Raw genomic sequence first — 14,659 nt, 5'->3', positions numbered from 1 at the left:
GCGTCGGGTCATCCCCGCGTGGGCGGGGAACACACGGAACACCACAACGGCAATTGTTGATCCTTCGGGTCATCCCCGCGTGGGCGGGGAACACCGACCTGTCGCTTGTGTTTTGCCCACTGCCATCGGGTCATCCCCGCGTGGGCGGGGAACACACGGAACACCACAACGGCAATTGTTGATCCTTCGGGTCATCCCCGCGTGGGCGGGGAACACCGACCTGTCGCTTGTGTTTTGCCCACTGCCAGCGGGTCATCCCCGCGTGGGCGGGGAACACCGACCTGTCGCTTGTGTTTTGCCCACTGCCAGCGGGTCATCCCCGCGTGGGCGGGGAACACGATACGCTAGGAAATGGCGCTATTTCCGCAAGCGGGTCATCCCCGCGTGGGCGGGGAACACATGCGGGCCAATGGCTACTACTCGCAGACCGGCGGGTCATCCCCGCGTGGGCGGGGAACACGTGCAAAAGGGCTTCGAGGGGCTGAAAATTGCCGGGTCATCCCCGCGTGGGCGGGGAACACTCAACGCTATTCAACGGATCAAAGAAATTCGCCGGGTCATCCCCGCGTGGGCGGGGAACACCGCGCGACGGTTTCCCCCTCTGGCCTCAGTATCGGGTCATCCCCGCGTGGGCGGGGAACACACCAAGGTCCGCATTGTTCATCCTCTCGTGTGCGGGTCATCCCCGCGTGGGCGGGGAACACGGGCACGGCGCCGACCTGATCTGAGGGCGGAGCGGGTCATCCCCGCGTGGGCGGGGAACACATTTGTATGCTGGCGTCGGATCAGGGGCTTCCCGGGTCATCCCCGCGTGGGCGGGGAACACGCTTCTGGTGTCTGAACTGTAGAGGAGAGCAGCGGGTCATCCCCGCGTGGGCGGGGAACACTACGAAACCGAGTTCTGCCGCCTGCGGGACAACGGGTCATCCCCGCGTGGGCGGGGAACACCAAGCGTGGACTCGGATGAGTTGATGGCAACGCGGGTCATCCCCGCGTGGGCGGGGAACACCAGGCCGACGATTGCAAAAGGCGCCCGGGGCGCGGGTCATCCCCGCGTGGGCGGGGAACACATCCCCTCAGCCGCGCGCGTTTCGTTCGGGGTCGGGTCATCCCCGCGTGGGCGGGGAACACCGCCTTAACCCGAGCGAAGCCGGGAGCTACTGCGGGTCATCCCCGCGTGGGCGGGGAACACGTTCTCAAACGACTCATAGGCGGAAATGGCATCGGGTCATCCCCGCGTGGGCGGGGAACACGGGAGGCCCGGTGCCCACGCTGGCGGCGCATTCGGGTCATCCCCGCGTGGGCGGGGAACACATCGGATCATGCTCTCGCGGCGAATGACTATACGGGTCATCCCCGCGTGGGCGGGGAACACTGGCGCTATCAGTTCTTGCCCCGTAGCATCAACGGGTCATCCCCGCGTGGGCGGGGAACACCCCCGCGTAAAACCAGGAAGCCAGAAGTGCGGCGGGTCATCCCCGCGTGGGCGGGGAACACGGCTGCAAAAATGCCCAAGCAAACTCAATGTCCGGGTCATCCCCGCGTGGGCGGGGAACACGCCTATGACCACCTGAATGTGTGGGAATGGATGGGGTCATCCCCGCGTGGGCGGGGAACACGAGCCCGGAAGCGCTTTCCTTGCGGGACGTATCGGGTCATCCCCGCGTGGGCGGGGAACACGTCAGTCGAATGCAGCCGGAAGATTACGCGGTCGGGTCATCCCCGCGTGGGCGGGGAACACCGCGCAGACCCCGGCGCGCTCGGGATGCCGGACGGGTCATCCCCGCGTGGGCGGGGAACACGAGCCAGCCAGATCAAAGCACGCCCGCACCGCAGGGTCATCCCCGCGTGGGCGGGGAACACACCGGTGCTGCCACGGGTGCGATGCGGGCGTGCGGGTCATCCCCGCGTGGGCGGGGAACACTGACCCGCCGTTCGCTGCCGCCCCACGTCTATCGGGTCATCCCCGCGTGGGCGGGGAACACCGCGGTCACTCCACCCCCACCCCCGCCCGTCCCGGGTCATCCCCGCGTGGGCGGGGAACACAAGGCCTGCGGCACATGGATCGAACTGTGCGGCGGGTCATCCCCGCGTGGGCGGGGAACACACGGCCGCCGGGGCGGGGGCGGGCGTCATGGCCGGGTCATCCCCGCGTGGGCGGGGAACACATGCTGCCAGCCGGCAGAGGCTGGCAGCCGATCGGGTCATCCCCGCGTGGGCGGGGAACACAGCGTGATCGAGCGCGCCCGCCAGTTGACCGTCGGGTCATCCCCGCGTGGGCGGGGAACACGATAAGCAGACGAGGGTGGTGGGATTTCATGACGGGTCATCCCCGCGTGGGCGGGGAACACTTTCTCCCGCATCTGGTGTGGGAGCGGGAGAACGGGTCATCCCCGCGTGGGCGGGGAACACCCTTGATCGCAAACACCCGGCGGCGCGCACGGCGGGTCATCCCCGCGTGGGCGGGGAACACGCTCGACAGGCCAATGGTGATCACGCTGATGACGGGTCATCCCCGCGTGGGCGGGGAACACGTTTCCAGCAGTGTTTCAAACGCTGGCGCGCTCGGGTCATCCCCGCGTGGGCGGGGAACACCGGCCTATACTCGGTGGCGTCAAGCCCATTGGCGGGTCATCCCCGCGTGGGCGGGGAACACTCTTCCGGCAGATAGTTGATCTACCAGCAGATTTCAATTGTCAAAGAGCCTACCGGTTTTCCGGGCCCGATTCGGGGCCGGGTCCGCCCTTCGGTCGCAGGCGACGGCCGGGGCGCTGCGACATCGGGTGATCCTTCGGATAGAAGCTGACCAACTTCAGCCCGTCAAAGTCAACCGGCATCCGGCGGTTCGTGCCCACGGTGGCGAAATCGAAGCCCTGGTCGGTCGGCGCATCCCAGATCATCACGGCGTCGCCGTCCTCGATATAGGCCACCACCTGATCCCAGATCCTTTCGCGCGTGCGGGCCGAATAGTCGCCCACGAAGACCCCCGCCCGCACCTCGAGCAGCCAGACCTTCAGCCGCCCCGACAGCCGCGGCGGGGCGTTCGTCATCACGATGACCATCATGGCCCTTCCTCCGGGTCGGGAAAGGCGGGGCCGGCGGCCTCGGGCGGGGGCGGGGGTTTGGGCAGCTCGCCGGCAGAGAGGACCTCCTCGATCTGGGGGATGATCTTGGCCAGCAGGCCCGTGCGGCGGAAGCTGTCGCGGCAGGCCTGACGCACGGCGCGTTCGACCGGAAGCTGAAGCCGCCCCTTCTGCGCCAGGCCCGCGATGCGGAAGGCCTCGGGCACCACGGTGGAAAGCTTCCACAGATCGGCGATGTCGTAGACGAAGCTCAGCGCCTTGCCGGTATGCAGGAAACCGATGGCCGGCGAATAGCCCGCGGCCAGAACCGCGGCCTCGCACAGCCCATGCAGGCAGGAGGTGGCAGCCGAAAGGCAGCGGTTGGGCAGGTCGGCGGCCGCCCAGTCGCCGGGGTCATAGGCGCGGCGCTGCCAGTCCACCCCGTGCTGGCGCGCCAGCAGCGCATAGGTTTCGCGCACGCGCACGCCCTCGATGCCGCGCAGCTGGTCGATCGAGCGGCGCTGCGGCGCGGGTTCGCCGAAGCGGATCTCGTACATCCGGCGCACCACGCGCAGGCGGGCGGAGTCGTCCAGCGCGATCTGCGCCTGCCACAAGAGCTTGTCGGCGCGTTCGCCCCCCGGACGGCCGGCGGAATAGAGCCGCACCGCCCCCTCGCCCACCCAGACCAGCAGCGTGCCCGCCTGCGCCGCCAGCGCCGCGGCGCGGTGGCTGACCCGGGTGCCGGGTTCCAGCAGCAGGCAGGCGATGCCGCCCACGGGAATGACGTTGCGGATGCCGCCTTCGTCGATGGCGACGAAACAGCCGTCGTCCACATCCAGCTGGGCGCGTTCGACGAAGACCAGCGCCGCGCGGTCCTTCAGCGGGATGGGGCGGGCGGGTGGCAGGCCGGGGATGGTCTCGGTCATCGCGGCGCCCCTGCCCCGTCACACCCCGGTCAGCAAGAGGTCGAGCGCGTTCTGGATCGCCGTGCCCTGCCCTGCCAGCGACACCGGATCGCCGCGCAGCAGGCCTGCCGGCACGGCCGACAGGAACTGCGTCACCATCACGGCGGGCTGGCCGGCGACCGTCAGCACCGGGTTCAGCCGCCCGGCGGGGCGCGGCGCGGCCTCGGGCGGGAAAAGCGGCACCACGACGCGCGTGTTCAGATCGCGCAAGAGGTCGGCCTGCACATCCAGAAGCCAGCCCGCGCCCTCGGGGTTGGGCCAGGCGTCGAACCGGGCCATCAGAAGGGCCGGTGCCGGGAGAGCGGCAGCCCCTTCGCCTCGACCCAGGCGTTGGAACTGGCCAGCGCCTCGGCGTTTTCGGCCAGCCAGCGGGCGGCGCGGGCCTCGGCCACGGCGGCGCGCAGGCCGGCCTCGGCCGCGGCCGACAGGTTCAGGCCAAGCGCCCGCGCCTCGTCCACCAGGGCGGCATCCAGCGACAGGTTGGCGGGGCGGCGGGTCATGCCCATGAGAACCTCCATGATCCATGCGCAAAGGATATGCGCAAGTGCGCGCGGGTCAAGCCCGGCGGATCAGCATCAGCCCGCAGCCGAAGGCCTTGGCCCGGCCGAAGCCCTGCGCAAGGCGTGTCAGGAACGCGGCGGGGTCGGTGACCTCGATCAGCCCTTCGAGATCCAGCACGCCAAAGCGCGGGCGGCGCGCGCCCTGCCCCGGCGGCTCGGCCACGTCATAGGCGGTGACGCCGGCCTCCAGCACGTGAAAGCCCGCCCGCGCCCCCTGCCCGTCCAGCCAGCGGCGCCCGGCTTCTTGCGCCAGCTCCAGCCGCCGGGCGGCGCGCGCGCCCTGGGCCAGGCCGTGCAGCGCCTCCATCACCACGTCGCGGTGCTGCTTCCTGCCGTCCGGCCCGGTCACGGTTCGCGTGGCATTGGCGCGCAGGACGAAGGCCAGCCGGTCGCCGGGGGCAAGGTCGGGGGCAAAGGGGGTGGCGTCGGCCCGTTCGAACAGCGCGCTGTCCCCTGGGGGGCGGGGCGACAGCACCAGAAAGACCCCGCCGCCCATGTCGCGCCACAGGAAATCGCGCGTCGCCTTTGGGTCGCCGGCGAAGGCCGACCAGACCAGGCGGTGATGCGCGTCCAGCCGGCGCCCCGAGTGCCGCGGATCGAGCAGGTCGCCCAGGGCCGCGACATCGGGGGACCGCTTCAGGGTCAGGCGCGACAGATACATCAGGCGGCATCCTCCATCTCGGCTTCGCCTTCGGGCTCGGCGGGCGGCGCGGCGGCGGCCAGCGGCAGCCCCATCGCACGGGCGGCCAGATCGGCCAGCCGCGCCTTGCGGTCGGCGATGAAGCCCTTGAAATCATTGGCCCGCAGGAAGGCGGGTTCGATCAGGTGGCTGCGCAGGATGTCGTCCATCTGCGCAGGCGTCAGGCCGTGGCGCGCCTCGATCCGCGCGAGATAGTCCGAGGGCGCCCGCCCGCCGATCTCGCGGTTCGATCCCGCCGTGAGGGGGGTCTTGTTGATGATGCTGTCATAGGCATCGGCCCCGATCCCCTGCCCTTCGCACCAGGCGCGGGGGAAGATGTGGTGCACGTCCATCGGGTCGTTGTGGAAGGTGCCGATGTCGGCCGGCTTGCCGGTGATGAAGTCGCGGCAGCCCTGGCGCAACAGCAGCGCGGCAAAGGCCCGGTAGGCGGCCGAAACGCGCATGCGCAGACTGTCCAGCCGGTCGGGGTTGAAGGTCAGCAGGCGCATCCGGTCGGGCTCATCCCCGCCCGTCAGCCAGCGGGTCACCTCCTCGGCGTCCCTGGCCAGCTTCGATTCCGGGCTGGTGCCGTAATCCTCGGCCAGCGAGCTGCGCCAGAACCAGCGTTCCAGCTTCTCCCTGGCGGGGGCGCTGTGCGCGTCCTTGCCCGCGATGGCGAAGAAGGCCGCCAGCGCCACCGCCTGCGCCGGATAGGGCAGGTCTGCGGCCCAAAGCACCTTCTGTTCGGCCAGGAACCGCCCGGCCTCGCGGAAGCCCTCTTCCACCGCCGGGGCCTGGGTGCGGAAATCCTCCAGCCGCAGGGCAAGCAGCGCCTCGCGCCGGCAGGAGATCTGCGGCGGCTGGCTGCCCGCCGGCGCGGCGTGGCGCGCGGCATGGGTTGCAGCCAGCGAGACGGCCTGAAGGAAGTCGAACCCGCGCAGATGGTCGAAGACGGGCATCCCCATCCCCTGCCCCTTCGGCCCCTTGCGGATGCGGTCCAGCCGCGCGGCCCAGTCGTCGCGCAGGTTCAGGGGCTGGGCCGCGCCGGCGAAAATGGCCGTGACCAGTTCGAAGGCGTCCAGCTTCTTGCCGCCGACGTTCACCTTCTCGAAGATCAGGCAGACTGCCTCGCGGCTGGTCTCGCGGCCCAGCCGGATCGTCGGCATCTGATAGCTTTGCAGGGGTTGCAGGATGCGGGCCATGAAGGCGTTGGCCTGATCGGTGCGCGGGCTGCCCTGCCCTTGCCAATAGGCCTGATAGTCCCACAGCCATTTCATCGCCTCGCCCTGGTCGAAGGCAATATTCAGCGGAAAGCAGCCGGATTCGAACTCCTTCGCGCGGTCCGACAGGTCGATGGTCAGCGCCTCGTCCTTGCGGATGCGGCTTTCGGGCAGGCCGAGGATGGCATCCTCCAGTTCCTCGCCCGCTTTCAGCGCCCGGGCGATGTCGAGATAGTAGAACCGCCGCAACGTCTTGCGTTCGCTTTTCGGCTTGCGCACCAGCATGGCCTGCGGCGCCCGCAGCGCCCCGTAAAGCGAGGTGATGCGCTGCTGGCCGTCCAGCAGCAGTTCGTCCGCCGCCGCGGCGGGGCCTTCGCCGGCGGCCTGGCGCGCGGGTTCCACCCCTTCCAGCAGCCGGGGGCGGAATTTCACCTCGCCGCCCGCCCGCAGGGTCAGCAGCGCCCCCACCGGAAAGCCGCGCAGGATCGAGGCGATCAGCGCCTTCACGTCCTCGTCCCCCCAGACGTAAGACCGCTGGAAGTCGGGCAGTTGCAGCTTGCCGGCATGGGCCTCGGCCAGCAGGTCGCGCAGGAAGCGGGGGTTGGTCTCGAAGGTCATATGGCCTCGTGGGGTTCGGGGGCGATCAGGACGCCGCGCACCTGCACGGCGCGCGGGGCGAAATGCCACAGCCGCCGGTCAAGGGGGGCATCGTGGCGGGTTTCCACCCGCTCGGGCGCGCCGCCCGGCAGGCCCGCATCGGCATAGAGCGTCCGCGCGGTCAGACCCGCGGCCCAGGGCGGCAGGCGCAGGTGGCGCAGCGCATCCTCGGGGGTCTCCGCCGCCACGATCTGCGGGGCAAGCGGAGCGTTCAGCGGGCAGGCCTTGCGCCCGAGGTAAAGGTGAAAGGCGGGCCGGTCCAGCGCCTCGGCCAGCGGCTCCAGCCCCTCGCCGGCGGCGGCAATGCCATACAGAACGCCCGTCCGGTAATCGCGATGCGTGATGGTGGTGTTGGCGTCCTTTCCGGCCTTGCGCAGCGCCTCGGGGCGGCTCTGGGGGCGCCTGGCGGCGGCGGTCGGCACCGTCTGCACCGTGTGATAGTCGCGCAGGGCGGCGCCGGTTGCGAATACCGCCACGGCCAGCCGCAGGGCATCGAGCGCGGCGAAGTCGCCCTCGCGCCGGATGCCCTGCGCCGCCGCCAGAAGGCCAAGGATCGCCGACCGCCCCGGCCAGGTCCACGACCCGCGGCGTTCGTGCCCCGCGACATCGCCGAAGCTGGCGAAGGCGGCCGAGAGGGTGAAGACCAGGAAGTCAGGCATCGGCGGGGGCCGGCTGGTCCACCGCCTCGGCGGCAAAGCGGGCGATCTCGTCCAGGCTGCCTTCCTCGCGGTCCACGTCCATCACGGCCACCGCCTCGGCCGCCGGGCCATAGGCGCGGTCGAGCTTGCCCGCCATCTCCTCCAGCGCCGCGACCGAGGCGCGCATCAGGTCGTTCGCGCCGAGTTCCGCCAGCCGCAGGTTGACCGGGTGGAAGAAGGCCCCCGACAGGTCGCGCGGCTGTTTCGTGCCGCGTTCGGCCCGGACGTGGCGGGCCAAGGGGTGGTGGGCATGGCTGTTCTGCTTGCCGCGCGGCGTCGCGGTGGCCAGCGCGCGCGCCAGCGCGTCAATCCCCCGCGCTGCCAGCGCCCGGTCGCCGCCGAGATTTTCCACCAGCAGGTCCACGTTGACGCAGGCATAAAGGTAATAGACGCCGGAACCGAAGCCGGCCTCGCCGATATGGCCGGCACCTGCGTCCTCTTCCCGCGTCTTCAGGTCGTCCACCGCCGAATACCAGTCGTCCTCGGCCAGCGCGCGGTGGGTGGTGAAGGCGTGCGCCACCTGCACCGCCGCTTCGCGGTTGAAATCGGGGTCGTCGGCCAGCATCCGGCCGAACATCGCAATGTCCACCGCCCCGTCGGCCCGGCGCAGGACCAGCTTCTTCAGCTCCTTCTCGTCGGGCTTCTCGCCTGCGGCCAGCCGGTCGGCCAGGTCATGCGCCAGGCGCCATTCCTCGGGCGACACGAAGGCCAGCGTCGTGGTCAGCGGCGGCTTGCCCTCCTTTGCGGCTTCGAGCTTGGAGAACAAGCCCGCCACGGTGGCCGCGACGGCGCGGGCGTTCTCGGCCGCGGTTCCGTTCGCGATCAGCCGCTTTTCCACCTCTTCGCCGATGCGCTTGGTGCGGGTGCCGCGATGGCCGGCCAGATCGTTCAGGAACCAGGCCGTCTCCCTCACCGCCCGCTTCAGCGACTGCGACGACAGCCGCAGCCGCGGATGGCCGCCGAAGCTGGCCTGCTTGGGCCGGCCCTGATCGTCGCGGTTGGGGTTCGAGGGCGGATAGGGCGTCAGCAGATGGAACTGGACGAAGACGGTCATGCGGCATTCTCCTCGGATTTGCGGTCGGCGTCGGCGTCGGGCTGCGCGGCGGCGAAATAGTCGAAGATCCAGCGGCGGCGGGCGGCCTCGCCCCATTCGGGGTGGTCCCAGACCAGAAGGTCGGCCGCCAGCCGTTCGACGTTGCAGCGCCGGTCGGCCATGACGACGGCACGGCGGATCGCAACCGCCGCCTCCTCCCCCTCGGCGCGCAGAAGGCGCTGGAAGCGCAGGTGGGACATGACGGGTTCCGTCCCGCCCAGGCGGCGGGCCAGCGTCTCGGCCGCGTCGTCCCGCACCTCGGCCAGCACCTGGACAAGGCGCACCAGAACCCCGGCCTGCGCAGGCCCAAGGCCCAGATCGCGCGCCAGCGCCTGCACCGCCGGTTCGGCCAGCACCCCCAGCGCATCGGCCCTCCTGAGCCGCGCCATCAGCCCCCGCGCCGCGCCGCTTTCCCGGTTTGCCAGCCGCTCGCGCCACCAGCGGGCCGCCGCGGCCCCCCTGCCCTGCCCGTCGCTCATGCGGATTTCCTCCGTTTCTGTTCAGGCGCCGTCAGCCCCAGCGCGGCCCAGGCCCCCTGCCCCAGCTTGCCGTAACCCGCGAAGGCCGCAGTCAGGCCGGACCGCGCCTGCACGATCGCCTGCTGGTCGCGGATGTTGCGCTCGGCCAGGCCCGGCAGCGCCTGCGCATCGAAGATCGCCAGCGCCGCCGCCCGCAGATCGGCCAGCCAGTCGCGCGCCACGGCCTGCGCATCGGCGTTGACAGCTGTCAACTGGGCGATGCGGGCCTCGAACGGCCCTTGGGTGCGGGCGAAGAACTCCTCGCGCGCGGCCTCGCGCGCCTCGCCTTCCGCCAGCACCGGCGCCAGCGCCCCGCGAAGGGCGACGGCCAGGGCCGAGGCAGCCTCGACGAAACCCTCGACCCTTTCGGCCGTCTCGTCCGGCAGGTCGAGCAGCGGGGCGCGCGAGAAGGTGAAGTCGCGTGGCTTCATGTTGTCCATCGCCCAGCCGGCCACGATCAGGTCGGCCCGACGCCCCCCGCTGCGGTCGTGCCAGAGCATGGCCATGCGCGCCCGGCGGGCCGTGTCATTGGCGTTGGGCGCAGGCAGCACCACGCCCAGCCAGTTGCGATAGCCGAACTGGCCCGCACGCGGGTGCAGGGGCAAAAGCTCTGCCCCCGGCTTCTGGCGGTAATGCGGCGTCAGCGGGTGTTCCCAGCCGGCATAGTCGGTGCCATAGGGGCGCTGCACGACGCCGGTCACGCGCCCCTCGCCCCCGACCAGCCGCAGCCGGCGCGGCATGCCGAAAAAGGCCTCCACCGGGTGGGCATCCTGGGGAAAGACCTGCTCGCCCCTTTCCGAGGTGCGCGTGCGGCGCATCCAGGGCAGAGTTTCCACCGTGGCCGGCGCCCCGTCGGGGACATTGGCCCAGATCAGCGGCCAGAACCCGCCACCCGGATCGACCAGCGTCACCATCGGCCCGCCGCCGCGCATCGAGGTGCGGTTGCCCTTGCCGCCCGAGGGCGCATGCGCCTGTAGCGTGTAAAGCGCCATCGCCGCCGTGGCCGGTTCAAGCGCGCCGTAGCGGCCGCGCTTGACCATGACATCGGCATTGTTGCGGATCGTCTGCCCGCCTGCGCTGTCGATGAACAGCATGTCGGGGCTGTTGGGGTCGTCTTCGGCAAAGGCTTCGCGGTCCTGCATGAACCGCGGGCCGTCGCCCATCAGCTCGAAGGCCGGGGCGAAGGGGGCGAACCTTTCGCGCAGCCGGTCGGGGTCGGGGCTCTGGCGGTCCTGCCAGTCCTCGGCATCGCGCGGGGGATCGGCCAGGAAGACCAGACCGATCAGCAGTTCCAGACAGGCGATGTTGAGGTCGGGGCGCGGCCAGTCGGGGAAGGCAAGGCTGTCATCCGCCATCTGCCAGGGCGCGATCACCGCGCGCGAACCGTCCTTGCGGCGAACGGGAATCCAGGCATCGGAAATCAGGTTCAGCATCAATACGCCCCACAACCTGCGCGAAGGCTAGGTTGCGGTCGATACACCGGTCAAGCGAAAAGCAGCCCGGATTCCGCCAGATAAGCCAGACCCTGACAGATTTCGCCACCCTGTCCCACGGGGACGAAGTCGCGCGTGCGGGTCAGCCAGTCCGGCAGGCCGGGCGGCGGGTCGCACGCCGGCAGGGCCAGCCGGTCGAGCCGCGCCTTGCTTGCCGAAACCTCGGAGAGTTGACAGCTGTCAACGCCCCACGCCCCGCCCGCCCAGGGCGCGCCGTCGGGCTGCATCAGCACCAGCACGCGCTGCGGTTGCCCCAGACGGGTGGGATAGTCCGCATCCCCTGCCCCGCTTGCGCCGATCCGGTAGCCGTCCTCCCAGCCCACCACGTTCTGCGCCGCATGGGCGCGTTCGGCGCCTGCCCTGCCCTCGGCCCGCAGCGCCGCCGCCTCCAGCGCCGAGGGCAGCGGATCGTCGGCATGCGCGGCCTCGATCAGGGCGCGCAGGCCATCGGGGGCGCGGATCTCGCCGGCCTCGAACAGCGCCCGGGCCGTGCGCCACAGGGCACCCTGGGGATAGACATGCACCCCCTGGCCCAGTTCCGCCGCCGCCCAGTCCGGCCCCGCAACCGCGCCGGCATCGGGCGAGAGCACATGCAGCACCGGCGCGGGCACCGGGCGCGTGTCGGCCGGGCGGCGGTCCATGTGCCGCCACAGCCGCCCCGCGCGCTGAACCAGCGCCGCCATCGGCGCAAGGTCCGACACCATCACGTCGAAATCGAGGTCGAGCGAGCTTTCCACCACCTGCGTCGCCACCAGCACCCGGCCGGGCCGGGGGGCGCGATCCTTGCCGAAGGCGACCAGCGCCTCCGCCTCGTGCCGCTTGCGGTCGGCAAGGGCAAAGCGCGCGTGCAGCAGGTCCGCCACCACGCCGCGCGCGCGCAGGGCCTCGACCGCCGCTATGGCCTCGTCCACCGCGTTGCGCACCCAGACGGCAGCCGCGCCCAGTTCCGCAGCCTCTGCCAGCAAATCGATCGCGGCGGCCGGAGCGGCCAGCCTTTCCACCCTGACCGGCCCGCGCGGCGAGGGCGTGGCCATGACCGCTGGTGCCGCCACGCCCGGCACGGTCAGCGACGGATAGGCCGGCCCGGGATCAGCCGGCGCGGTGCGTCCCGCGCCCGCCTCGAACGCCGCCACGAGTTCGGCGCGCAAGCCCAGCGGCAGGGTCGCCGACATCAGGATCGCCGAGCCCCCCAGCGCCGCCTGGATGTGCAGAAGCTGGCGCAGCAGCACGCCCATGTAGGGGTCGCCCATCTCGTGCACTTCGTCCACGATCAGGATGTTGCGCGACAGGGCATACTGGCGCAGCGGGGCGTGCCTTGCCTTGACGGCGGCCAATAACGCCTGATCGACCGTGCCCACCCCGACAGTGGCCAGCAGCGCCCGGCGGCGGCTGTCGCGCAGCCATTCGGTGGGGCCGGGTTCGTCCTGGTCGCGCTCGCGCGCAAGGGCAAGATCGCGGTAGTCCTCGGACAGCCCAGCCCGGCCATGGGCCAGCGTCACCGTGGGCGCGCCATCGAAGAACCGCGGCAGCACCGCGCGAAGGCGGCGGAACATGGCATCGGCCGTGGCCATCGTGGGCAGGGCGACGTAAAGGCCGCGTCCCTTGCCCGCCGCCAGCATCCGCCGCGCGAGGATCAGCGCGGCCTCGGTCTTGCCCGATCCGGTCTCGTCCTCGATCAGCGCCAGCATCGGGCCATCGGGCAGGGGCACCCCGGCGCAGGCTGCCTGCATGGGGCGGGGGGCGAAGTCGAACAGCGCGCCCGACGCTGGTGGCGGGGCGATCAGCCCGGCCTTTTCCAGCGCCGCGGCGGCCCGGCTGCGGGCGGCTTCGAGATAGGCGGCAAGGTCGTCCACCGGCGGGCTGGCCGGGAACCACGCGGCATTCGAGCCCACCCAGTCGGCAACGGTGAGGAGACCGTTGAGTTGCCAGGTCAGACGCTTGGCCTCACCCAGGCTGGCAAGCGGTGCCAGCGAGGCCTTGGGCCAAAGATCGGCAAAGGCGCTGATCACCAGGGCCGCATCCTCCACTGCCTCCCGCCCCGCGGCATCCAGCATGGCCTGCCAGTCACCCCCCGGCCCGGTGCCCGAGCGGTTGAGTTCCTTTCCCTTCTGCGAAGGTCTGCCGTGATGGCCGGCGGCGGCGGCACAAAGCAGGGCGCGCCGCGTGTCGCGGCTGCCCAGCCGCTCGGCCAGCCGCGCATCGTGCTGCCACAGGAGCGCCTCGGTGATCTCCCAGTGCCGGAACCGCTGGACCGACCCCTCGCGCAGGGCACGGCGGAAGCTGTCGGAGATCTTGCCCAGATCGTGCAGCGCGCACAGCAGCACCAGCGCATCCTTCAGCGGATCGGGGCAGGGCAGGGGCGCGATCAGCCGTTCGGCCACCGCCGCCACATCCAGCATGTGCAGCACCGCCGGGTGTTCGCTGCCGCCCTCGGGCGCCGATTTGCCCGGCCAGCGCGCCATGAGCGCCCGAAGATCCGTCATGCCGCCCGCGCCTCCTCGCGTCTGAGCAGGGCCATGACCATCGGCCCCGGGCTGAACCCGCCTTCCGCCGCACGACGGGACAGCGCCCGCAGATAGCCGCCGGGTTGCCGGATGCGCGCGGCATCCTGAAGGATACAGGACAGCACCACGGCGGCAACCACCGGCCCCATCAACCGCACCGCCTCGGCCCAGGCATCGGGGCTGATTCCAAGCATCGGCCGCACCTGATCGGCCGCGGCGACAAGATGCCGCCAGTCACGGATGCCATGCGGGGCATACAGCGCGATCTCGGGCGCGGCCTTCAGCACCAGGGCAAGCGGCAGGGGCGGGGGCGTGGTCCGGTCTGCCGGGCAGGGCGGCGAACCCGCGCCCTCTTGCCCTTCATGGCAAGGTTCAGATTCGTGAGACTCTTCGTTTGAATTTTGTTGTTGCCGCGCAATATGGGGGTCATTGCCGCTCATTTCTTCTGTTTCGGCTATGACGACGGCGCGGCGGACCTCTTCCAGCAGGGCCTGGGCCTGTGCCGCCAGATCCGCCAGCGCCTCGACCGAAAGGCGACGGCGCAGCGCCCGACGCAGGGGCAGAAGCCGGGGTTCCACCACATCGGCCAGGTCGCCCCAGACCATCAGCTTGGCGATGTCGCGCAGCGCCAGAACCAGGCGCAGGCGCAGACGGGCGGCTTCGGCTTCGGCCGCGCGGGCCTGGGCGGCGGCCTCGGCGATCTCGGGCGCGCGCAGCAGAAGCGGGCGCAGGTCAAAGCCGAAGGCGGCCTCGACCGCCCCATCCGCCCCACGCAGCGCATATCGCTTGCCGTTGGGGCTGTCGTGGCGCAGGATCAGGCCCGCCCGCACCAGCGCCGCAAGGTGCCGGCGCAGCGTCGCCTCGGCCATGCCATGGCTGCGCGCCCCAAGCGCCGCGTTCGACGGATGCACGATCAGCGCCGCGTCATCGGCCAGCCGCGGGGCAGGGTGAAAGGACAGAAGCGCCGCCAGAACCGCCAGATCGCGGTCGGTCAGCCCGAAGGCGGCGCGCGCCACCGTCAGATCGCGCAAAACCGCCCATTTGTCCGGCACCTCGGCCGCCGGGGCGGGGGTCTGGGCCAGCGAAAGCGCGGCCAGATGGGCGGCCGAAACCGGCTGCCGCCCGAAGGGCGTCAGGGAAATATGCCTCATGTGCGTTTCACGCGGCAAAAACCTTTCGTCCGCCGCCCGGGACGGCGTTGACAGATGTC

Annotated in this window: 12 protein-coding genes and 1 CRISPR repeat array; all 12 genes read right to left on the bottom strand. The window is 71.1% G+C overall.

The features are described from left to right. Nucleotides 1–4: 4 nt before the first annotated feature. Nucleotides 5–2,656: direct repeats of the CRISPR family, unit length 29 nt; unit sequence CGGGTCATCCCCGCGTGGGCGGGGAACAC. 49 nt (nucleotides 2,657–2,705) lie between these two features. From cas2e to repC, 12 genes are read right to left on the bottom strand one after another with little or no spacing between them, the layout of a single operon-like run. Continuing rightward, nucleotides 2,706–3,065 carry a type I-E CRISPR-associated endoribonuclease Cas2e gene (gene cas2e / locus EZM81_RS16220; RefSeq protein WP_136646433.1) on the bottom strand — a complete coding sequence of 120 codons (360 nt, stop codon included), beginning with the start codon at nucleotides 3,063–3,065 and terminating at the stop codon, nucleotides 2,706–2,708. Further along, complete coding sequence (cas1e, locus tag EZM81_RS16215; RefSeq protein ID WP_136646432.1) at nucleotides 3,062–3,988, bottom strand: type I-E CRISPR-associated endonuclease Cas1e; 927 nt, start codon at nucleotides 3,986–3,988, stop codon at nucleotides 3,062–3,064. The genes cas2e and cas1e overlap by 4 nt, the downstream gene beginning before the upstream one ends. An 18-nt stretch (nucleotides 3,989–4,006) precedes the next feature. Further along, nucleotides 4,007–4,306, bottom strand: coding sequence for a CcdB family protein (locus tag EZM81_RS16210; RefSeq protein WP_136646431.1), 300 nt, complete (start codon nucleotides 4,304–4,306; stop codon nucleotides 4,007–4,009). Then, nucleotides 4,306–4,545, bottom strand: coding sequence for a type II toxin-antitoxin system CcdA family antitoxin (locus EZM81_RS16205; protein WP_136646430.1), 240 nt, complete (start codon nucleotides 4,543–4,545; stop codon nucleotides 4,306–4,308). Before EZM81_RS16205 ends, EZM81_RS16210 begins: the two co-directional genes overlap by 1 nt. Before the next feature lie 37 nt (nucleotides 4,546–4,582). Continuing rightward, the gene (gene cas6e, locus EZM81_RS16200) at nucleotides 4,583–5,248 is read right to left on the bottom strand and encodes a type I-E CRISPR-associated protein Cas6/Cse3/CasE (RefSeq protein WP_211195431.1); all 666 of its coding nucleotides are present in this window, start codon (nucleotides 5,246–5,248) and stop codon (nucleotides 4,583–4,585) included. Then, a complete protein-coding gene (locus EZM81_RS16195; protein WP_136646428.1) occupies nucleotides 5,248–7,104 on the bottom strand; it encodes a DUF262 domain-containing protein in 1,857 nt (618 codons plus the stop codon). Before EZM81_RS16195 ends, cas6e begins: the two co-directional genes overlap by 1 nt. After that, a complete protein-coding gene (gene cas5e / locus EZM81_RS16190) occupies nucleotides 7,101–7,802 on the bottom strand; it encodes a type I-E CRISPR-associated protein Cas5/CasD (RefSeq protein ID WP_136646427.1) in 702 nt (233 codons plus the stop codon). Before cas5e ends, EZM81_RS16195 begins: the two co-directional genes overlap by 4 nt. Next, a complete protein-coding gene (gene cas7e / locus EZM81_RS16185; RefSeq protein ID WP_136646426.1) occupies nucleotides 7,795–8,895 on the bottom strand; it encodes a type I-E CRISPR-associated protein Cas7/Cse4/CasC in 1,101 nt (366 codons plus the stop codon). Before cas7e ends, cas5e begins: the two co-directional genes overlap by 8 nt. Further along, nucleotides 8,892–9,413 carry a type I-E CRISPR-associated protein Cse2/CasB gene (casB, locus tag EZM81_RS16180; RefSeq protein WP_136646425.1) on the bottom strand — a complete coding sequence of 174 codons (522 nt, stop codon included), beginning with the start codon at nucleotides 9,411–9,413 and terminating at the stop codon, nucleotides 8,892–8,894. Before casB ends, cas7e begins: the two co-directional genes overlap by 4 nt. Further along, on the bottom strand, nucleotides 9,410–10,885 hold the full coding sequence (gene casA / locus EZM81_RS16175; protein WP_136646424.1) for a type I-E CRISPR-associated protein Cse1/CasA: 1,476 nt from the start codon (nucleotides 10,883–10,885) through the stop codon (nucleotides 9,410–9,412). The genes casB and casA overlap by 4 nt, the downstream gene beginning before the upstream one ends. A gap of 50 nt (nucleotides 10,886–10,935) precedes the next feature. Then, nucleotides 10,936–13,428, bottom strand: coding sequence for a CRISPR-associated helicase Cas3' (gene cas3 / locus EZM81_RS16170; RefSeq protein WP_248298251.1), 2,493 nt, complete (start codon nucleotides 13,426–13,428; stop codon nucleotides 10,936–10,938). Then, complete coding sequence (repC, locus tag EZM81_RS16165; protein WP_248298250.1) at nucleotides 13,425–14,600, bottom strand: plasmid replication protein RepC; 1,176 nt, start codon at nucleotides 14,598–14,600, stop codon at nucleotides 13,425–13,427. Before repC ends, cas3 begins: the two co-directional genes overlap by 4 nt. Nucleotides 14,601–14,659: the final 59 nt, after the last annotated feature.

It is taken from the genome of Tabrizicola sp. YIM 78059, assembly GCF_004959785.1.
GTDB classification, from domain to species: Bacteria; Pseudomonadota; Alphaproteobacteria; order Rhodobacterales; family Rhodobacteraceae; genus Tabrizicola; species Tabrizicola caldifontis.
This window is presented reverse-complemented; position numbering and strand designations above follow the sequence as displayed.